Raw genomic sequence first — 18,079 nt, forward strand, 5'->3', positions numbered from 1 at the left:
TCAGGCTCCCTGGTTGATGACGCTGACAAAGGCGTCGTACAGATCGGTACTGCCGCCCATGTGGCGCAGTTCGTCGACCGTGCCATGGAAGGCGGTGGTGCCGCGGTTGATGATGCAGACGCGGTCGCACAGCTTTTCCACCTCGTGCAGGTGGTGCGTGGAAAAGATCAGCGGCACGCGCAGCGCCTTGTAGCTGGCGATGAAGTCGAGCAGGATCTTGGCCGACATCACGTCCAGGCCCGTGGTCGGCTCGTCGAGGATGACCACTTGCGGCTCGTGCACGACGGTGCGGGCGATCGCGCACTTCTGTTTCATGCCCGTCGACAACTGATCTGCCCGCTTGCCGCCGTATTCCTCCATGTGCAGCAGGGAAAACAGTTCATCGCAGCGGCGTTTCAGCTTGTCGGCCGGCATGCCATGCAGGCGGCCAAAGTATTCCACGTTCTCGCGCGCCGTCAGCCGGCCGTACAAACCCGTCGAACCGGATAGGAAACCGATGCTCTGGCGCGCCACCAGCGGCTGGCGCAGCACGTCGACGCCATTGACGAGGGCGCTGCCCGCGTCCGCCTGCAAGGCCGTCGACAGCAGGCGCAGGGTGGTCGTCTTGCCGGCGCCATTCGGGCCCAGCAAGCCCAGCACTTCGCCGGGGGCGCAGCTGAAACTGACGTCGCGCACGGCGTGGAACCAGCCCTCATGTTCGCGCGGATCGCTCACGTGCACGCCCTTGCCCTTGTGGGGCGGCATGCGGAAACGTTTTGCCAGGTGCTTGACCTCTATCATGTGTTTCATCCATTCAACGGTGAACAACGAGAGTAGCATGCAAAAAATGTAACTTGCAAGGTGGAAATATCGTTTGGTCTATTGAAAAAAACAGCATCTTCATGCAAGCTGGCCCGGTGGCGCCGGCGGACGGCGCGGGAGAGCGTAATGCAAACGATCGATCAGGCGATGCAGGACAAGGTATTGGCCGTGGCGCGCGCTGGCATGACCAGTGCCGAAGCCATCGGTTTCTTCCGTGTCAGCCTGGGGCTGTACTATCTGGCTGGCCTGATGACGGAGCAAACCCTCGATTTCAAGCAGATCGACGCGAAGTACAACCGTTTTATTTACCACTCGCTAGGCGGCGGGCACAGCATCGCCAGCGTGCTGCAATTCATGAGCGGCGAGAAAGTCTTGCGCGTGCTGCAATCGGAGCGTTTTCGCGCCGCGTTTGCCCAGCACTGCCCGGACATTCCCGTCGACAGTATTTCTTTCTTGGTTTCACTGAACCTGGGCGTGGCGAAAAGCCTGTCCGGGCTCGATGCCGTCGGCCCCGTGGTGGACTGGATCGAGCAGGAAAAAGCGCGCACAGGTCAATAAAGCCCTGTTCGGCCCGCGCGCGGCGTGGGGACGGCTGGCCCTGATCGTCCTATAATTCATGTTTTCCCTTACATGAATAGCCCACGATGACCGCGAACCGCCACTTTGCCCCCCTGGATCGTTTGATTGTTGGCGCCGACAAGGCCTTGCGCGTCATCGCGGGCGTGGCTTCGGCCTCGCGCCCCACGCCGGCCGCGCATGCGCCCGATGCGGAGCTGAGCCCGGCCGAGCAGCGCCACAGCGCCGGCTTGATGCGCGTCAACCATGTGGGCGAAGTGTGCGCGCAAGCCTTGTACAACTCGCAGGCGCGCTATGCGCACAGCCCGGCCATCCGCGCCCAGTTCGACGAGGCGGGGCGCGAAGAGGAAGACCACCTGGCTTGGACGGCGCAGCGCTTGACGGAGCTGGGCTCGCGTCTGAGCCTGCTCAATCCCCTGTGGTATGCGGGTTCGTTTGCGCTGGGCACCATCGCCGCGCGCATGGGCGACGGCCGCAGCCTGGGTTTTGTGGTGGAAACGGAACGCCAGGTGGAAGCGCACCTGGCCAGCCACCTGCAGGAATTGCCGCCGCAGGATGCCAAGTCGCGCGCCATCGTCAAGCAGATGGCCATCGACGAGGTGGAACACGGCGCCGCCGCCCAGCGATTGGGCGCCATCGATACGCCAGCGCCCGTGAAGGCGTTGATGGGCCTGATGGGGAAGGTCATGACCAAGACGGCGTATTACTTGTAGGTCGGATTAGCGCGGCAATGCCGCGCGTAATCCGACACATTGTTGGCGTTACGGGTGTCGTCGGATTACGCGCTCACGCGCTAATCCGACCTATTCCTCGATGATTTCGAAGGAATGGGTCATCTCCGCAGTCGGCGTAGGTCGGATTAGGCCGCAGGCCGTAATCCGACAACATTGTTGGCGCCGGCGGTGTCGTCGGATTACGCGCTCACGCGCTAATCCGACCTACTCCTCGATGATTTCAAAGGAATGCGTAATTTCCGCAGTTTTCGCCAGCATGATGGACGCGGAGCAATATTTGTCATGCGACAATGAAACGGCCCGTTCCACGGCCGTCGGTTTCAGGGCCTTGCCCCGCACGGTGAAGTGGAAGTGGATCTTGGTAAAGACTTTCGGATCGGTGTCGGCGCGCTCGGCCTTCAGGGTCACTTCGCAGCCGTTGACGGCTTCGCGGCCCCGTTTCAGGATCAGCACCACGTCATAGGCGGTGCAGCCGCCCGTGCCCAGCAAGACCATTTCCATGGGGCGCGGCGCCAGGTTGTGGCCGCCGCCATCGGGCGCGCCATCCATGGTCACCAGGTGGCCGGAACCGGTTTCTGCCCGAAAACTCATGCCCGACGGGCCATTCCAGCTGACTTTGCATTCCATCGTACTCTCCGAAAATTGTAAGCGTTTTGTATTGTAATAGAGGAATGCCCATCCATGTGCCGGCCGCCAGCCCGCAGCCGGTCTGCATCGTGGCTTGACGCGGCAGGGCAAAGCCGCTTATACTTGTCGGCTTTCCGTTCGCTCAGGAAAAGTAAATAAGGCAGAGTCCGCACAGCAACATCGGCGGAACCACCATTTGAGCGTGTAATCTATTAGGAAGTCAACATGAAAACATTTTCCGCTAAAGGACATGAAGTCCAGCGCGATTGGTTCGTGGTTGACGCGACGGACAAAGTCCTCGGACGTGTTGCCAGCGAAGTGGCACTCCGACTGCGCGGCAAACACAAACCAGAATTTACTCCTCACGTCGATACCGGCGACTTTATCGTCGTCATCAACGCAGGCAAACTGCGTGTGACCGGTACCAAAGCTACTGAGAAAATTTACTACCGTCACTCTGGCTATCCAGGCGGCATCTACGAAACCAACTTCCAGAAAATGCAACAGCGTTTTCCAGGTCGCGCGCTTGAGAAAGCGGTCAAAGGCATGCTGCCTAAAGGCCCACTCGGCTACGCAATGATCAAGAAGCTGAAAGTGTACGCGGAAGGTTCCCATCCGCACGCTGCTCAGCAACCTAAAGCACTTGTTCTCTAAGGAACTGACATGATCGGTAATTACAATTATGGAACCGGCCGTCGCAAAAGTGCAGTGGCTCGGGTTTTTATCAAAGTTGGCACAGGCTTGATCGTTGTTAACGGCAAACCAGCAAACGAATACTTTTCGCGCGAAACGGGTCTGATGGTCATCCGTCAACCTCTGGAACTGACCGGCAATGTCGAGCGTTTCGACATCAAAGTCAACGTTCATGGCGGCGGTGAGTCGGGCCAGGCTGGTGCAGTTCGTCACGGCATCACCCGCGCTCTGATCGACTACGATGCAGCGCTGAAACCGGAACTGGCGAAAGCCGGCTTCGTGACCCGCGATGCACGTGAAGTCGAGCGTAAAAAAGTTGGTCTGCGCAAAGCACGTCGCGCAAAGCAATTCTCGAAGCGTTAATTTCTACGCTACAGCACCTTGCGGGGTGCTGGTCGAAAAGCCGCTGGACTTCGGTCCCGCGGCTTTTTTGCATTTCAGCGTGACTCTGCGTTGCGCTGTAAAATACGCGGAAAACCCGCAGGGGGAGCGTTTCCCTTCATCTTTATGCAATCTATACACAAGGAAAGAACATGATCAAAGTTGGCATCGTCGGCGGCACTGGATACACGGGCGTGGAGTTGCTGCGCTTGCTCGCTACCCATCCAGATGTCGAGTTGACGGCGATTACCTCGCGCAAGGAAGATGGCTTGCCCGTTGCCGACATGTATCCTTCCCTGCGTGGCCACGTCAAGCTGGCGTTTTCCTCGCCGGACAAGGCGAACCTGGAGCAGTGCGACGTGGTCTTCTTTGCGACCCCGCATGGTGTTGCGATGGCGCAAGCACCAGCCCTGCTGGCCGCCGGCGTGAAAGTCATCGACCTGGCCGCTGACTTCCGCCTGAAAGACCAGGCCAAGTTCGAGCAGTGGTACAAGATTCCCCACACGGCCCCCGAGCTGATAGCCGAGGCCGTGTATGGCTTGCCGGAACTGAACCGCGAAGACATCAAGCAGGCAAAGCTGATCGCCAACCCCGGTTGCTACCCGACCACCATGCAGCTGGGCTTTTACCCGCTGCTCAAGGCGGGTCTGGTCAATGCGGGCGGCTTGATCGCCGACTGCAAGTCGGGCGTGTCCGGCGCCGGCCGCAAGGCGGAAATCGGCATCCTGTTCTCGGAAAGCAGCGACAGCTTCAAGGCCTATGGCGTAGCCGGCCACCGCCACCTGCCGGAAACGACGGCCCAACTGCAGCGTTTCACGGATGAGAAAGTGGCGCTGACCTTCACGCCGCATCTGGTGCCGATGATCCGCGGCATGCATTCGACCCTGTACGCGCAGCTGAACAAGGATGTCAGCAATGAAGAATTGCAAGCCTTGTTCGAAACGCAATACAAGGACGAGCCTTTCGTCGACGTGATGCCATTCGGCTCGCACCCGGAAACCCGTTCCACGCGCGGCTCGAACATGCTGCGCCTGGCCTTGCACCGCCCTGAGGGCGGCAATACCGTCATCGTGCTGGTGGTGCAGGATAACCTGGTCAAGGGCGCTTCGGGCCAGGCCGTGCAGTGCATGAACTTGATGTTTGGCTTGAAAGAAACGGCAGGTTTGCAACATATCGCCTTGCTGCCGTAAAAATAGGCAGCCGTGCTTGCGCGGGTCCGGCGCCTTTTTGCCGGACCTGTGCTAAATTGGACTGCCACGTATACCAACAGGATGACGTTCATGTTCGAGCGCAACGCGAAAAACCCCATCGACACCCTGATTGGCGCTTCCACGCGGATCGAAGGCGACTTGCTGTTTTGCGGCGGCTTGCGCATCGATGGCCATGTGCGCGGCAACGTCACGGGCGAGGCGGGCGAGCCCACGCATATAGTGCTGGGCGAGGCAGGGCGCATCGATGGCGAAGTGCGCTGCTCCAGCCTGGTCGTCAGCGGCGAGATCAATGGCCCTGTGTATGTGTCCGAAATGCTTGAAATCCAGCCCAAAGCCCGCATTGTAGGAGAGGTCTATTACAAGGTGCTGGAAATGCACAGCGGCGCATTGGTGCAGGGCAAGCTCAGCCGCCACGACAGCGCCGACCCCGTGCTGCACCTGGCCGTGTCGGAAATGTGAGCAGGAATAACACCGGCCAACCGCCTCTGCGGCCGCCGCAGCGCGAGTTGTGCCAACAGTCTATAATGAGGCTATGTTTTCTGAGGAGTCTGAAATGAATGCAGTCGCTGAAATGCAAGATGTGATCCCTTCGCCTATCATCTTTACCGATAGCGCCGCTGAAAAAGTCGCGCAGCTGATCGAAGAAGAAGGCAATCCCGACCTGAAATTGCGCGTCTTCGTGCAGGGCGGCGGCTGTTCCGGCTTCCAGTATGGCTTCACCTTTGACGAAATCGTCAACGAAGATGACACCACCATGGTCAAGAACGGCGTCCAGCTGTTGATCGACTCCATGAGCTACCAGTACCTGGTCGGCGCGGAAATCGACTACAAGGATGACCTGGAAGGCGCGCAGTTCGTGATCAAGAATCCGACGGCTACCTCCACCTGCGGTTGCGGTTCGTCGTTCTCGGTATAAGCTGGCACACCTGAGAAAACGTCCATGGTGGCGTTGCATTGCCTCGCCGTACTCTTCGTACTGTCTTTGGCAATGCGCCTTGCCCTGAACGTTTTTCAGGCGCGCCGGTTTACAGGCGCAATATAAAAATAGCGGATCATCGATCCGCTATTTGTGTTTCTGCGCCCGCTTAGCGCGGGTAGAGCGCGCCCAGCACCCGCAAGCCCTGCGCACCCGTCACGGCCGGCAAGTTGCCCGGCTTGCGCTGTGTAAAGCGCCAGGCCAGCCAGGCAAACGCCAGCGCTTCGACCTGGCTGGGCGCCACGCCCAGCGCTTCCGTCGATTCCACCGCCATGCCCGGCAATTCCCGGGCCAGCGCCGCCATCAGGCTGGCGTTCTGCGCGCCGCCGCCGCACACATACACGGTTTCCGCCTGCGCTCCGTCGCGTGCGATGGCGTGCGCCAGGCTGACGGCCGTCAGCTGCGTCAAGGTCGCCTGCACGTCGGCGGCTTGGGCGCCACGGTGATTCGCCAGCTTGCCTTGCAGCCAGTCGGCGTGGAACAGGTCGCGGCCCGTGCTTTTCGGCGCCGGCAAGTCAAAATAGGGATCGTCGAGCAAATCCGCCAGCAGGGCGGGGATGACTTGGCCCGTGGCGGCCCAGGCGCCGTTGGCATCATACGGCTGGCCCAGATGCCGCAAGGCCCAGCCGTCCATCAGCGCATTGCCGGGACCCGTGTCGTAGCCCGTTACCGCGCCGTCCGCGTGCAGCACGCTGATATTGCTGATGCCGCCGATATTGGCCAGCACGCGCGTGTGGCCGGGCAAGTTGAAAATGGCCTGGTGAAAAGCGGGCACCAGCGGCGCGCCCTGGCCGCCGGCCGCCACGTCGCGGCTGCGCAAGTCGGCGATGACGTCGATGCCCGTCAGTTCCGCCAGCAGGGCCGGGTTGTTCAACTGGCGCGTAAAGCCCAGCTCGGGGCGGTGGCGGATGGTCTGGCCATGCGCGCCGATGGCGGCGATGGCGTCCGGGCCGATGCCCGCGTCGCTCAACAGCAGGGCGACGCAGTCGGCGTAGTGGCGGACAAGCTGATTGGCCGCCAGTGCTTCGCGTTCGATTTCATTCTGGCCGGCACTTTGCAAGGCCATCAGGTCGGCGCGCAGGCTGGCCGGAAAGGGAATGTAGGCGTCGCCCAGGCTGCGCGTGCAGCCATCGTCGGAAAAGTCGACCAGCGCGCCATCGACGCCATCGAGGCTGGTGCCAGACATCAGACCGATATACAGCATGGGGTTGTCCTTGAATGCATAAGTGATGGGGTGCATTGTGCCGCATTTGTGCCGTGCGTAACAGCACGCGGGAAAAAACAAAGGCACCGGCCATTTTCATGGGCGGTGCCTTTGTATGTTGCCCGAAGGCCGTGTTGCTTAGCGCGAAGCCAGTGCCGTGTCGTTCGGACGCAGCAGGGTGAAACGGTGCATCATGTCGGCGGAGACCATGCGGAAACGGCTCAGTTCGGCAGCCGTCAACGGCGCCTGTGCTTGCACGTTCAGCTTGCTTGGATCTTGTGCCACGCCGCCGACGCGGAATTCATAGTGCAAATGGGCGCCCGTGGACCAGCCGGTGGTACCGACGTAGCCGATCACATCGCCCTGGCTGACTTTTTGACCTTTTTTCAGGCCCGAAGCGAAGCGGCTCATGTGGGCGTAGGCGGTGCTGTAGTTGGCCCAGTGTTTCAGAACAACAACATTACCGTAGCCGTTCTGGCTGCCGACGGAATCGACCACGCCGTCACCGGAAGCGCGGATGGGCGTACCCGTTGCTGCGGCGAAATCGATGCCCTTATGCGCTTTCCAGTTGCCGGAAATCGGGTGCACGCGCATGGAGAAGCCGGACGAGATGCGGGAAAATTCGAGGGGGGATTTCAGGAAGGCTTTTTTGAGGGACTTGCCGTCGAAACTGTAGTAACCGCCGCCTTGCTTGCTGGCTGGGTCTTCGAACCAAACGGACTGGTAAGTCGTGCCGCGGTTGGTGAATTCACCGGCCAGGATGCGGCCCGCTCGGACAAATTCGCCATCTTGCCAGAATGTTTCGTAGACAACATTAAACGAGTCGCCGCGTTTCAGGTCGGAACGGAAGTCGATATTGGTGGAGAACATTTCCACGATTTGCGCGGAAATCGAGTCTGGCAGGCGGGTACCGTCCAGGCTGGAGTCGGTGGCGGCGAACAGGGTGGAAGTAATCTTGCGCGCGTGCATTTCAACGCGGCGTTCCAGCTGGGCTGCCACTTCCGTGGCCACGAACTTGTCGCCCTTGCGGGTAATCAGGATGTTCTTGACCGATTTGTCGGTGCCGTCGACGAGGGTGGCGCGCATCCAGTTGAGGTCGCCGTTTTCGGTCGTTTGCGCTTGCACGCGCTTGCCCGATTTCAGCAACATCACGCCGCGCGCGATCTTGTCGGTTTTGATGAAATTGGCGGCCGCCGGATCATCCACGCCGAGACGGGTCAGCAGGGTGGCGAGGGTATCGCCAGCGCGGACTTTTTCTTCGTGGGTGAAATTCTGGTCTACCTGTTCCATCGCGGAAATTTGCGAGGCGAGATCAGGCATTTCCAGGTTCTGGGCGATGGACGTGACCGGCAAGTCCGATGCGTCGGGCGCCATGGGCGACACAGCGACCGCGCCGAAGGCGGCCACGGCGAGCAGCACCGCGGATGCGCCAATAATGCGCGCCTTGCGTGTCGTCGTCAGCTGTGTGTACAAGCGTGAGCCTGTGATTTTATGTATAGGGTTCATGCAATCAGTTAAAATTTGCCCTTGAACGTGACCTGAACTAGTGCTCTTTGTTATTGTTATTTTGGTTCGTTTTCATACGGCAAGATTGATGGGATCGAGCATTATAGCAAACTCCGCAAACCTACCACCATTTTGAGATTTATAGTCAAATTTTATGGAAATCAACACCACCGCATCGCCTACAAAGGCTAACGCCGCTCAGACCGCGCTTCCACTGTCGGACAGAGTACAAGAAGCCCTCGCGATTACCAAGCGTGGCGTCGACGAACTCTTGATCGAAAGCGAATTTGCGCAAAAATTAGCGCGCTCCGAGAAAACTGGTGTTCCACTGCGCATCAAACTGGGCCTGGACCCGACTGCACCCGACTTGCATCTGGGCCACACTGTCGTGCTGAACAAGATGCGCCAGCTGCAAAACCTGGGCCATCAAGTCATTTTCCTCATCGGCGATTTTACTTCCATGATCGGCGACCCTTCGGGCCGCAACGTCACGCGCCCGCCGCTGACCAAGGAACAGATCGAGATTAACGCGATGACGTATTTCGCGCAAGCATCTTTAGTGTTGGATGCCAGCAAGACGGAAATCCGCTATAACTCCGAGTGGTGCGATCCGCTGGGCGCGCGCGGCATCATCCAGCTCGCTTCCCACTACACGGTGGCGCGCATGATCGAGCGCGACGACTTCACCAAGCGCTTCCAGGGCGGCATTCCGATTTCCGTGCATGAATTCCTGTACCCGCTGATGCAAGGCTACGACTCGGTGGCCCTGAAATCGGACCTGGAACTCGGCGGCACGGACCAGAAGTTCAACCTGCTGGTGGGCCGCGAACTGCAAAAGCAGTACGGACAGGAGCAGCAGTGTATTTTGACCATGCCGCTGCTGGAAGGTTTGGATGGCGTGGAAAAAATGTCCAAGTCGAAGAATAACTACATCGGCATCACGGAACCGGGCAACACCATGTTCGCCAAGCTGATGAGTATTTCCGACGTCATGATGTGGCGCTACTACGAGCTGCTGTCGTGGCGCTCGATCGCCGAACTGGCCCAGCTGAAGCGCGAAGTCGAGGAAGGGCGCAATCCGCGCGACGCCAAGGTTGCGCTGGCGCAAGAAATCGTCGCCCGTTTCCACTCGCAGCAGGCGGCCGAAGATGCGCTGGCCGACTTCGTCAACCGCTCGAAGGGCGGCATTCCCGACGATATCCCGGCAGTAACCCTGGCCGGCGCCCCGCTGGGCATTCCGCAATTGCTGAAACAGGCGGGCCTGTGCCCGTCGACATCGGAAGCCATGCGCAAGATCGACCAGGGCGGCGTGCGTATCGACGGCACCGTCATCAGCGACAAGGGCCTGCAAGTGGCGGCCGGCGAATTCGTGTTGCAAGTTGGCAAGCGCAGTTTCGCGCGCGTCACCTTGACGGCATGATCGCGCTGCTGCAGAGAGTCACGCAGGCGAAAGTCGACGTCGGCGGCGCCACCGTCGGCGCCATCGACGCCGGCCTGATGGTGCTCGTGTGCGCGGAGCGGGGCGATACGGAAAAGGAAGCGGACGCCCTGCTGACCAAACTGCTCGGCTATCGCGTGTTTGCCGACGAAGCGGGCAAGATGAACCGCAGCGTGACGGACGTGGCCGGCGGCTTGCTGCTGGTGCCGCAGTTCACCCTGGCGGCCGATACCAAGTCCGGCACGCGCCCGTCGTTTACGCCGGCGGCCGCGCCGCAGGACGGCTTGCGCCTGTTCACGCATTTCGTGGATCAGGCGCGCAGCCGCCATGCGACCGTGCAAACGGGGCAGTTCGGTGCCGACATGCAGGTGTCGCTCACCAATGACGGACCTGTCACATTCTGGCTGCAGGTGAACGCTAAATAAGCGTCAAACAATAACTATAAAGAGGAGCAAGCGATGAAATTGTGGAGCGAGACGTTTCGTGATGGCGGCCTGATGCCGGCCGACTATGCCTTTGCCGAGATCGATCCGGCCAGCCGCGTGCGCCTCGCCGGCAACCGCAATCCCCATCTGGCCTGGGACGAGGTGCCCAACGGCACCGAGTCGCTGGCCCTGTTCTGCATCGATCCCGATGCGCCGCAAGACGCCCGCCTGGCCAACCGCGACGACCAGTCCCTGCCGCTGACGGCGCTGCGCGGCGACTTTTATCACTGGAGTTTGCTTGACGTGCCGCCCGCCATGCGTTCTATTGTCGCCGGCGAATTTTCCAGCGGCATCACGCCGCGCGGCAAGGCTGCAGGTACTGGACTGCGCCAGGGCATCAACGACTACACGGGCTGGTTTGCCGGCGATGCCGCCATGGCCGGCGATTATTACGGCTATGATGGCCCGTGCCCGCCGTGGAATGACGAGCGCATCCACCACTATATTTTCCGCCTGTATGCGCTCGACGTGCCGCGCCTGGAGCTGCCCGAGCGTTTTACGGGGCAGCAAGCCCATGCCGCGCTCTACGGCCACATCCTCGACGAAGTCCAGCTCGTCGTCGCCTACTCGCTCAACCCCGAGTTGGCACTTACCCTGAAGAAATAACGCATGAGCACCACGATTTTATTGATACGCCATGGCGAAACGGCCTGGAATGCGGGCCGCCGCCTGCAGGGCCATATCGACATCGCCCTGAACGAGGCGGGCCTGGCGCAAGCGGCCGCGCTGGGGCAGGCGCTGGCCGACGAAGCACTGGCCGCCATCATCGCCAGCGATCTGCAGCGCGCGCAGCAGACGGCGCAAGCCGTTGCTCAGTTGAAAGATTTGCCCGTGCAGACCGACCCCTTGCTGCGCGAGCGCTGCTATGGCGCTTTCGAAGGCTTGCTGTATGCGGACATCGCCGCGCGCTATCCGCACGAGTATGCGCAATGGCAATCGCGCCAGATCGACGCCGTGATGCCGTCGGGCGAGCGCGACGCGGAGAGCTTCCGCCAGTTTTACGCACGCGCGAATGGCGCCATCGCCCGCTGGGGCGAACGCTATGACGGCCAGACGATCGCCATCGTGGCGCACGGCGGCGTGCTCGAGTGCGCTTACCGCGAGGCGGTCGGCATGACGCTCGACAGTCCGCGCGACTTCCAGGTCAAAAATGCCAGCGTCAACCGCTTCTCGTATGCGGACGGCAAGCTGCATTTAGTGCACTGGGGAAATGTCGAGCACCTGAGCGCGCCCGCGATGGACGAGCTGGGGTAAGAGTGCCCTAAGCGGCGCCATCCTCACTCTGACGCACTGATCCAAAAAAATAGTGCTTATTAAATAGGCAGGGAATCGGTTAAAATAGCAGGTTCCTCCGTCCATTCCAGGTTCTTCAGTGCAAATCGGCCCTCACATTCTGCGCAACAATGTTTTCGTCGCTCCCATGGCGGGCGTGACGGATCGGCCTTTCCGCCAGTTGTGCAAGCAGCTGGGTGCCGGCTATGCCGTGTCGGAGATGGCGGCGTCGAATCCGCGCTTGTGGGCAACGGAAAAAAGCGCGCGCCGCACGGATCACGACGGCGAAATGGAGCCGAAAGCCGTGCAGATCGCCGGCGCCGATCCGCAGGACCTGGCCGACTGCGCCAAGTTCAATGTGGACCGGGGCGCGCAGATCATCGACATCAACATGGGCTGCCCCGTCAAAAAGGTGTGCAACAGCTGGTGCGGTTCGGCCCTGCTGCAAGATGAAAGCCTGGTCGAAAAGATCCTGCACGCCGTCGTCAATGCCGTCGACGTGCCCGTCACCCTGAAATTTCGCACGGGCTGGAACCGTTCCAACAAGAATGCCCTGACCATCGCCCGCATTGCCGAGCAAGCGGGCATCCAGATGCTGACCCTGCACGGCCGTACGCGTGCCGATGGCTACAAGGGCGATGCCGAATATGAAACGATTGCCGCCGTGAAAGCATCGGTGGGCATTCCCGTGGTGGCCAACGGCGACATTACCAGTCCGGAAAAGGCCCGTTTTGTGCTGGATCAAACGGGCGCCGATGCCGTCATGATCGGCCGCGCGGCACAGGGCCGGCCGTGGATTTGCCGCGAGATCGACCATTTCCTGCGCACCGGCACGTTATTGCCGGCACCGTATGTGGATGAGGTACGCAGCTTGATGGATGAGCATTTGCGCGCCCATTATGCGTTTTATGGCGAGTTTCTCGGCGTGCGCACGGCGCGCAAGCACATCGGCTGGTATGTCAAGGATCTGGAAGGCGGCGAAGCGTTCCGCCAGGAAATGAACTTGCTGGAGTCGACGGAGGCGCAGTTGCTGGCCGTCGATCAATTTTTTGAGTCGCAATGGAAATTTGGCGAACGGTTACAATACCGCCTCGCCGAATCCAGTGAAAGTGGCCTGATCGATGCGATCAAACCTGCGGCCACGGCAGCATGAGCAGATAGCAACAAGCAGGGTAAATCAGTTACCAGCAGTACAAGGGCGAACGCCTATACAGAGCGTCATGCAATATTAATTACAACACCGAGGCAGGAGGGCAGCACGCGGACCGCATGAGCGGCGCGGCGCCGGATGGCCAGGTGTTCAGCCGGTTGAAGCATAAAAATGAGCAAAGAAAGCATTCAGGAAGTCGTACAGAAAAGTCTAGAAGATTACTTCAATGACCTGGGCGAACAGCAAGCATCGAATATCTACGACATGGTCGTGCTGACCGTGGAAAAGCCCATCCTGGAAGTCGTGATGACACGCGCCGATGGCAACCAGTCGCACGCCGCGCAGATGCTGGGCATCAACCGCAATACCCTGCGCAAGAAATTGCAGGAGCACGGTTTGCTGTAATGCCGGCATGCAAGTGACGCCAAGATTTGAATCCGCCGCAGCGGGCCCGGCCTGATAGCTGATTGCTGCGCCATTCGCCAAGAACACTTAACCACCTAGCCACAGCCATGATCAAACAAGCTCTCCTCTCCGTTTCCGACAAGACCGGCGTTCTCGACTTCGCCCGCGCCCTGTCTGCCCTCGGCGTCAACCTCCTGTCCACCGGCGGCACCGCCAAATTGCTGGCAGACAACGGTGTTCCTGTCACGGAAGTTGCCGATTACACGGGTTTCCCGGAGATGCTCGATGGCCGTGTGAAGACCCTGCACCCGAAAGTGCACGGCGGTATCCTGGCGCGCCGCGATTTCCCTGAGCACATGTCGAAACTGGTCGAGCACGACATGCCGACCATCGACATGGTGGTGGTCAACCTCTACCCGTTCCAGGGCACGGTCGCCAAGGCCGATTGCACGCTGGAAGACGCGATCGAAAACATCGATATCGGCGGCCCGACCATGCTGCGTTCGGCGGCCAAGAACCACAAGGATGTGGTCGTCATCTGCGACCCGACCGACTACGACGCGGTGCTGGCGGAAATGCGCTCGGCCGATGGCCAGGCCTGCGACGTCAGCTATGACACCAAATTCATGCTGGCGAAAAAAGTCTTTGCGCACACGGCGCAATACGACGGCGCCATCACCAACTACCTGACCAGCCTGGGCCCGACGAAGGTGCACGCCGAGCGCGGCGCCTATCCGCAAATCCTCAACGTTGCTTTTGAAAAAGTGCAAGACATGCGCTACGGCGAGAACCCGCACCAGAGCGCCGCCTTCTACCGTGACCTCGTCGCCACCGACGGCGCGCTGGCCAACTACCGCCAGCTGCAGGGCAAGGAATTGTCGTACAACAACATCGCCGATGCCGATGCTGCCTGGGAATGCGTGAAGAGCCTGGGCGGCTTTGAGCAAAGCGCCGCCTGCGTCATCGTCAAGCATGCGAACCCGTGCGGCGTGGCCCTGGGCAAGAACGCAGCGGAAGCGTACGCGCGCGCCCTGCAGACGGACCCGACCTCGGCATTCGGCGGCATCATCGCGTTTAATACCGAACTGGACGGCGCCACTGCCGGCGAAATCGCCAAGCTGTTCGTGGAAGTGCTGATCGCCCCGTCGTTCTCCGCCGAAGCGAAACAAATTCTGTCGAGCAAGCAGAACGTGCGCATGCTGGAAATCCCGCTGGGCAGCGGCGTGCACGCCATGGACTTCAAGCGCGTCGGTGGCGGCTTGCTGGTGCAATCGCCGGACGCGAAAAACGTCGGCATCGGCGACTTGCGCGTGGTCAGCAAGCTGCAGCCTACGCCGCAGCAACTGGCCGACCTGATGTTCGCCTGGAAAGTGGCGAAATTCGTCAAGTCGAACGCCATCGTTTTCTGCGGCAATAACATGACCCTGGGCGTGGGCGCAGGCCAGATGAGCCGTATCGACTCGGCCCGCATCGCTTCCATCAAGGCGCAAAACGCGGGCTTGTCGCTGACCGGTTCCGTGGTGGCGTCGGACGCCTTCTTCCCCTTCCGCGACGGCCTCGACGTTGTCGTCGACGCGGGCGCGACTTGCGTGATCCACCCGGGCGGCTCCATGCGCGACCAGGAAGTGATCGATGCGGCGGACGAGCGCGGCGTCGTCATGTTGTATACCGGAACGCGTCACTTCCGTCATTGATAGTGAAGAGAGTAGGTCGGATTAGCGGGGCCGAAGGCCGCGCGTAATCCGACAAGCGCAGTTGGCGACGCATGTCGGATTACGCGTACCGCTAATCCGACCTACAGCTCTCGATAAGGTACTCAGCGGCAGGCACTGGTTATTCACCGGTGCCTGCCGTATTCATTATAGAATCTGGCGATGATTATTCTTGGCATCGATCCTGGCCTGCGCACGACCGGCTTTGGGGTCATTGAAAAACACGGCAACAAGCTGCGCTATATCGCGTCGGGCACCGTCAAGACGGGTTCCGAAGGGGAATTGCCGCCGCGCCTGAAGGTCATCCTGCGGGGCGTGAGCGAAATCGTCGGCACCTACCAGCCCGATTGCGCGGCCATCGAAAAAGTGTTTGTCAACGTCAACCCCCAATCGACCTTGCTGCTGGGCCAGGCACGGGGCGCGGCCATTTGCGCGCTGGTCCACGCCGACCTGTCGGTGGCCGAATACACGGCCCTGCAAGTGAAACAGGCCGTCACGGGCCACGGCAAGGCGGCCAAGGAGCAGGTGCAGGAGATGGTTTCCCGGCTGCTGTCGCTGCCCGGCTTGCCCGGTACGGATGCGGCCGATGCGCTGGGCGTGGCCATTTGCCACGCCAACAGCATCGATGCGCTGGCCATGCTCGGCGCGCTGGCGCCGCAATTGCAGGGCTTGCGCATGAAGCGCGGCCGCCTCGTTGGATAAAGCAGCACTCTGAAATTTAACATTAGGAACACGCGATGATAGGCCGTCTCTCCGGTATTTTGCTTGAAAAAAATCCGCCACAATTGCTGGTCGATTGCCAGGGCGTCGGCTATGAAGTCGACGTGCCGATGAGCACCTTTTACAACCTGCCCCACGTGGGCGAAAAAGTCGTGCTGTTCACGCACCAGGCCATTCGCGAAGATGCGCATTTGCTGTTTGGCTTCGGCAATGCGGCCGAGCGGGCCGTGTTCCGCCAGTTGATCAAGATCACGGGCGTGGGCGCGCGCATGGCCTTGTCGATTCTCTCGGGCATGACGATTGCCGACCTGGCCCAAGCCATTACCTTGCAGGATTCCGGCCGCCTCGTGAAAGTGCCTGGCATCGGCAAGAAGACGGCCGAACGGCTGCTGCTGGAATTGAAGGGCAAGCTGGGGGCCGATATCGGCGCCGGCGGCGCGCACGCGGCGCCCGATGCCCAATCGGACATCCTCAATGCGCTGGTCGCGCTCGGCTATTCCGACAAGGAAGCGCTGGCCGCCGTGAAAAACGTGCCGGCCGGCAGCGGCGTGTCGGACGGCATCAAACTGGCGCTGAAAGCGCTGTCGAAAGGCTGATAGGGCATGAGCATCCAGACCGACAGCTTCACGGAACAGCGCATCATCGACGCGGCGCCCATCTCGCACAACGAAGAGGCGATCGAACGGGCCTTGCGCCCGAAGCAGCTCGACGAGTACGTGGGACAGGAAAAGATCCGCGACCAGCTGGAAATCTTCATCACGGCCGCGCGCCAGCGCAAGGAAGCGCTCGACCATACCTTGCTGTTCGGCCCGCCTGGCTTGGGCAAGACGACCCTGGCGCACATCATCGCGCGCGAAATGGGCGTCAATCTGCGCCAGACCTCCGGCCCCGTGCTCGAGCGCCCGGGCGACCTGGCGGCAATCCTGACGAACCTGGAAGCGAACGACGTCCTGTTCATCGATGAAATCCACCGCCTGTCCCCCGTCGTCGAAGAGATTTTGTATCCGGCGCTTGAAGATTATCAGATCGACATCATGATCGGCGAAGGCCCGGCCGCCCGCTCCGTCAAGCTCGATCTGCAACCGTTTACATTAGTCGGCGCCACCACGCGCGCCGGCATGCTGACCAATCCGCTGCGCGACCGCTTCGGCATCGTCGCCCGGCTGGAGTTCTACAACACGGGCGAATTGACGAAGATCGTCACGCGCAGCGCGGCCCTGCTGAAAGCGCCGATCGACCCGGAAGGCGCGCATGAGATTGCCCAGCGCGCGCGCGGCACGCCCCGTATCGCCAACCGCCTGTTGCGCCGCGTGCGCGATTTCGCGGAAGTCAAAAGCAATGGCGAGATCACCAAGGTGGTGGCTGACCGCGCGCTGGCCATGCTGGACGTCGATTCCGCCGGTTTCGACGTGATGGACCGTAAATTGCTCGAAGCCGTGCTGTTCAAGTTCGGCGGCGGCCCCGTCGGCATCGGCAATCTGGCCGCCGCCATCGGCGAAGCGGCCGATACCATCGAAGACGTGCTGGAACCTTACCTGATACAGCAAGGTTTCCTGCAGCGCACGCCCCGTGGCCGTGTCGCCACGCCGGCCGCCTACCTGCACTTTGGCGTCAGCGCGCCGCGCATGGGCCCGGGCGGCGAAGCGTGGGAACTGTGATGGCGGAAGCGGGTGAGCAAGCGAGCGTGGGCATGCAGATCTGGATCGACGCCGATGCCTGTCCCGTCGTCATCAAGGAAATTTTGTACAGAGTCGCCGACCGCCTGGAGTTGCCGCTCACCCTGGTCGCCAACCAGGGTTTGCGGGTGCCGCCCTCGCGTTTCATCCGCACCGTGCAAGTGCCGTCCGGCGCCGACGTGGCCGACCAGGAAATCGTGCGGCTGCTCAATCCCGGCGACCTCGTCATCACGGGCGACATCCCGCTGGCGGCCGACGTCCTGGCCAAGGGCGGTTTCGCGCTGAACCCGCGCGGCGAGTTTTATACGAAAGACAATATCGCCCAGCAATTGACGATGCGCGCCTTCATGGAAGAATTGCGCAGCGGCGGCGTCGACACGGGCGGCCCGGCCGCCTTCAGCCAGTCGGACCGGCAACAGTTCGCCAACAGCCTGGACCGGCATCTGAGCAAGCATCACCGCAAGCCGGCAGCAGCGCAATAAGCTGTGGGCGAAAAAACTGTGGACGAAAAA

The 18,079-nt window shown here is 60.9% G+C and carries 22 protein-coding genes; 18 read left to right on the top strand and 4 right to left on the bottom strand.

Annotated elements, in window-relative coordinates; all coding sequences use genetic code 11:
* The gene (locus tag AC1Q6X_RS18355) at positions 1–780 is read right to left on the bottom strand and encodes an ABC transporter ATP-binding protein (protein ID WP_070289992.1); all 780 of its coding nucleotides are present in this window, start codon (positions 778–780) and stop codon (positions 1–3) included.
* A 147-nt stretch (positions 781–927) separates the two neighbouring features.
* On the opposite strand from AC1Q6X_RS18355, the gene AC1Q6X_RS18360 reads away from it, so the two are divergent.
* The gene (locus AC1Q6X_RS18360; protein WP_070289994.1) at positions 928–1,359 is read left to right on the top strand and encodes a hypothetical protein; all 432 of its coding nucleotides are present in this window, start codon (positions 928–930) and stop codon (positions 1,357–1,359) included.
* An 86-nt stretch (positions 1,360–1,445) separates the two neighbouring features.
* Entirely contained in the window at positions 1,446–2,090 is a 645-nt protein-coding gene (gene coq7 / locus AC1Q6X_RS18365; RefSeq protein ID WP_230506373.1) for a 2-polyprenyl-3-methyl-6-methoxy-1,4-benzoquinone monooxygenase, read from the top strand.
* Between the two features lie 225 nt (positions 2,091–2,315).
* Here coq7 and AC1Q6X_RS18370 read toward each other — a convergent pair whose 3' ends face one another.
* Positions 2,316–2,738 (bottom strand): OsmC family protein, encoded by a 423-nt coding sequence (locus AC1Q6X_RS18370; protein ID WP_070289996.1) that lies wholly within the window; start codon positions 2,736–2,738, stop codon positions 2,316–2,318.
* Positions 2,739–2,963: 225 nt separating this feature from the next.
* Between AC1Q6X_RS18370 and rplM the strand changes: the two genes are divergently transcribed.
* From rplM to erpA, 5 genes are all read left to right on the top strand, one after another.
* Positions 2,964–3,392, top strand: coding sequence for a 50S ribosomal protein L13 (gene rplM / locus AC1Q6X_RS18375; protein ID WP_010393282.1), 429 nt, complete (start codon positions 2,964–2,966; stop codon positions 3,390–3,392).
* A gap of 9 nt (positions 3,393–3,401) precedes the next feature.
* Complete coding sequence (rpsI, locus tag AC1Q6X_RS18380; protein WP_010393285.1) at positions 3,402–3,794, top strand: 30S ribosomal protein S9; 393 nt, start codon at positions 3,402–3,404, stop codon at positions 3,792–3,794.
* Positions 3,795–3,964: 170 nt separating this feature from the next.
* Positions 3,965–5,002, top strand: a complete 1,038-nt coding sequence (gene argC, locus AC1Q6X_RS18385) for an N-acetyl-gamma-glutamyl-phosphate reductase (protein WP_070312424.1) — start codon at positions 3,965–3,967, stop codon at positions 5,000–5,002.
* Positions 5,003–5,092: 90 nt separating this feature from the next.
* The gene (locus AC1Q6X_RS18390) at positions 5,093–5,482 is read left to right on the top strand and encodes a bactofilin family protein (RefSeq protein WP_070290243.1); all 390 of its coding nucleotides are present in this window, start codon (positions 5,093–5,095) and stop codon (positions 5,480–5,482) included.
* 94 nt (positions 5,483–5,576) lie between these two features.
* Positions 5,577–5,939 (top strand): iron-sulfur cluster insertion protein ErpA, encoded by a 363-nt coding sequence (erpA, locus tag AC1Q6X_RS18395; RefSeq protein ID WP_029496047.1) that lies wholly within the window; start codon positions 5,577–5,579, stop codon positions 5,937–5,939.
* A 169-nt stretch (positions 5,940–6,108) separates the two neighbouring features.
* Here the strand turns inward: erpA and AC1Q6X_RS18400 are convergent, their stop codons facing one another.
* Both AC1Q6X_RS18400 and AC1Q6X_RS18405 read right to left on the bottom strand, forming a co-directional pair.
* Positions 6,109–7,203 (bottom strand): anhydro-N-acetylmuramic acid kinase, encoded by a 1,095-nt coding sequence (locus tag AC1Q6X_RS18400; protein ID WP_492498042.1) that lies wholly within the window; start codon positions 7,201–7,203, stop codon positions 6,109–6,111.
* Between the two features lie 138 nt (positions 7,204–7,341).
* Positions 7,342–8,709, bottom strand: coding sequence for a M23 family metallopeptidase (locus AC1Q6X_RS18405; RefSeq protein WP_070289999.1), 1,368 nt, complete (start codon positions 8,707–8,709; stop codon positions 7,342–7,344).
* Positions 8,710–8,863: 154 nt separating this feature from the next.
* On the opposite strand from AC1Q6X_RS18405, the gene tyrS reads away from it, so the two are divergent.
* From tyrS to AC1Q6X_RS18460, 11 genes are all read left to right on the top strand, one after another.
* On the top strand, positions 8,864–10,129 hold the full coding sequence (gene tyrS / locus AC1Q6X_RS18410) for a tyrosine--tRNA ligase (RefSeq protein ID WP_070290002.1): 1,266 nt from the start codon (positions 8,864–8,866) through the stop codon (positions 10,127–10,129).
* The gene (gene dtd / locus AC1Q6X_RS18415) at positions 10,126–10,572 is read left to right on the top strand and encodes a D-aminoacyl-tRNA deacylase (RefSeq protein WP_121668446.1); all 447 of its coding nucleotides are present in this window, start codon (positions 10,126–10,128) and stop codon (positions 10,570–10,572) included. The genes tyrS and dtd overlap by 4 nt, the downstream gene beginning before the upstream one ends.
* A 33-nt stretch (positions 10,573–10,605) precedes the next feature.
* Positions 10,606–11,238, top strand: a complete 633-nt coding sequence (locus AC1Q6X_RS18420; protein ID WP_492498044.1) for a YbhB/YbcL family Raf kinase inhibitor-like protein — start codon at positions 10,606–10,608, stop codon at positions 11,236–11,238.
* A gap of 3 nt (positions 11,239–11,241) precedes the next feature.
* On the top strand, positions 11,242–11,886 hold the full coding sequence (locus tag AC1Q6X_RS18425) for a histidine phosphatase family protein (protein ID WP_492498046.1): 645 nt from the start codon (positions 11,242–11,244) through the stop codon (positions 11,884–11,886).
* A 118-nt stretch (positions 11,887–12,004) separates the two neighbouring features.
* Positions 12,005–13,057: a tRNA dihydrouridine synthase DusB gene (dusB, locus tag AC1Q6X_RS18430; RefSeq protein WP_492498048.1), complete on the top strand. Its 1,053-nt coding sequence runs from the start codon at positions 12,005–12,007 to the stop codon at positions 13,055–13,057.
* Positions 13,058–13,225: 168 nt separating this feature from the next.
* Positions 13,226–13,459, top strand: coding sequence for a helix-turn-helix domain-containing protein (locus AC1Q6X_RS18435; RefSeq protein WP_008445162.1), 234 nt, complete (start codon positions 13,226–13,228; stop codon positions 13,457–13,459).
* A 107-nt stretch (positions 13,460–13,566) separates the two neighbouring features.
* Positions 13,567–15,153, top strand: a complete 1,587-nt coding sequence (gene purH, locus AC1Q6X_RS18440; protein ID WP_492498050.1) for a bifunctional phosphoribosylaminoimidazolecarboxamide formyltransferase/IMP cyclohydrolase — start codon at positions 13,567–13,569, stop codon at positions 15,151–15,153.
* 180 nt (positions 15,154–15,333) lie between these two features.
* Positions 15,334–15,873, top strand: coding sequence for a crossover junction endodeoxyribonuclease RuvC (ruvC, locus tag AC1Q6X_RS18445; RefSeq protein WP_058050917.1), 540 nt, complete (start codon positions 15,334–15,336; stop codon positions 15,871–15,873).
* A 35-nt stretch (positions 15,874–15,908) separates the two neighbouring features.
* A complete protein-coding gene (gene ruvA, locus AC1Q6X_RS18450; protein ID WP_070222695.1) occupies positions 15,909–16,487 on the top strand; it encodes a Holliday junction branch migration protein RuvA in 579 nt (192 codons plus the stop codon).
* A gap of 6 nt (positions 16,488–16,493) precedes the next feature.
* Positions 16,494–17,549, top strand: a complete 1,056-nt coding sequence (gene ruvB, locus AC1Q6X_RS18455; RefSeq protein ID WP_034749202.1) for a Holliday junction branch migration DNA helicase RuvB — start codon at positions 16,494–16,496, stop codon at positions 17,547–17,549.
* A 32-nt stretch (positions 17,550–17,581) separates the two neighbouring features.
* Positions 17,582–18,049: a YaiI/YqxD family protein gene (locus tag AC1Q6X_RS18460; RefSeq protein ID WP_492498167.1), complete on the top strand. Its 468-nt coding sequence runs from the start codon at positions 17,582–17,584 to the stop codon at positions 18,047–18,049.
* Positions 18,050–18,079 lie beyond the last annotated feature (30 nt).

It is taken from the genome of Janthinobacterium sp. GW823-FHT06H09 (assembly GCF_058794735.1).

Excerpts from the sequence above, each read along its gene's own strand:
- AC1Q6X_RS18355 (WP_070289992.1), bottom strand. The coding sequence starts at position 780 with ATGATAGAGGTCAAGCACCTGGCAAAACGTTTCCGCATGCCGCCCCAC.
- AC1Q6X_RS18360 (WP_070289994.1), top strand. The coding sequence starts at position 928 with ATGCAAACGATCGATCAGGCGATGCAGGACAAGGTATTGGCCGTGGCG.
- coq7 (WP_230506373.1), top strand. The coding sequence starts at position 1,446 with ATGACCGCGAACCGCCACTTTGCCCCCCTGGATCGTTTGATTGTTGGC.
- AC1Q6X_RS18370 (WP_070289996.1), bottom strand. The coding sequence starts at position 2,738 with ATGGAATGCAAAGTCAGCTGGAATGGCCCGTCGGGCATGAGTTTTCGG.
- rplM (WP_010393282.1), top strand. The coding sequence starts at position 2,964 with ATGAAAACATTTTCCGCTAAAGGACATGAAGTCCAGCGCGATTGGTTC.
- rpsI (WP_010393285.1), top strand. The coding sequence starts at position 3,402 with ATGATCGGTAATTACAATTATGGAACCGGCCGTCGCAAAAGTGCAGTG.
- argC (WP_070312424.1), top strand. The coding sequence starts at position 3,965 with ATGATCAAAGTTGGCATCGTCGGCGGCACTGGATACACGGGCGTGGAG.
- AC1Q6X_RS18390 (WP_070290243.1), top strand. The coding sequence starts at position 5,093 with ATGTTCGAGCGCAACGCGAAAAACCCCATCGACACCCTGATTGGCGCT.
- erpA (WP_029496047.1), top strand. The coding sequence starts at position 5,577 with ATGAATGCAGTCGCTGAAATGCAAGATGTGATCCCTTCGCCTATCATC.
- AC1Q6X_RS18400 (WP_492498042.1), bottom strand. The coding sequence starts at position 7,203 with ATGCTGTATATCGGTCTGATGTCTGGCACCAGCCTCGATGGCGTCGAT.
- AC1Q6X_RS18405 (WP_070289999.1), bottom strand. The coding sequence starts at position 8,709 with ATGAACCCTATACATAAAATCACAGGCTCACGCTTGTACACACAGCTG.
- tyrS (WP_070290002.1), top strand. The coding sequence starts at position 8,864 with ATGGAAATCAACACCACCGCATCGCCTACAAAGGCTAACGCCGCTCAG.
- dtd (WP_121668446.1), top strand. The coding sequence starts at position 10,126 with ATGATCGCGCTGCTGCAGAGAGTCACGCAGGCGAAAGTCGACGTCGGC.
- AC1Q6X_RS18420 (WP_492498044.1), top strand. The coding sequence starts at position 10,606 with ATGAAATTGTGGAGCGAGACGTTTCGTGATGGCGGCCTGATGCCGGCC.
- AC1Q6X_RS18425 (WP_492498046.1), top strand. The coding sequence starts at position 11,242 with ATGAGCACCACGATTTTATTGATACGCCATGGCGAAACGGCCTGGAAT.
- AC1Q6X_RS18435 (WP_008445162.1), top strand. The coding sequence starts at position 13,226 with ATGAGCAAAGAAAGCATTCAGGAAGTCGTACAGAAAAGTCTAGAAGAT.
- purH (WP_492498050.1), top strand. The coding sequence starts at position 13,567 with ATGATCAAACAAGCTCTCCTCTCCGTTTCCGACAAGACCGGCGTTCTC.
- ruvC (WP_058050917.1), top strand. The coding sequence starts at position 15,334 with ATGATTATTCTTGGCATCGATCCTGGCCTGCGCACGACCGGCTTTGGG.
- ruvA (WP_070222695.1), top strand. The coding sequence starts at position 15,909 with ATGATAGGCCGTCTCTCCGGTATTTTGCTTGAAAAAAATCCGCCACAA.
- ruvB (WP_034749202.1), top strand. The coding sequence starts at position 16,494 with ATGAGCATCCAGACCGACAGCTTCACGGAACAGCGCATCATCGACGCG.
- AC1Q6X_RS18460 (WP_492498167.1), top strand. The coding sequence starts at position 17,582 with ATGCAGATCTGGATCGACGCCGATGCCTGTCCCGTCGTCATCAAGGAA.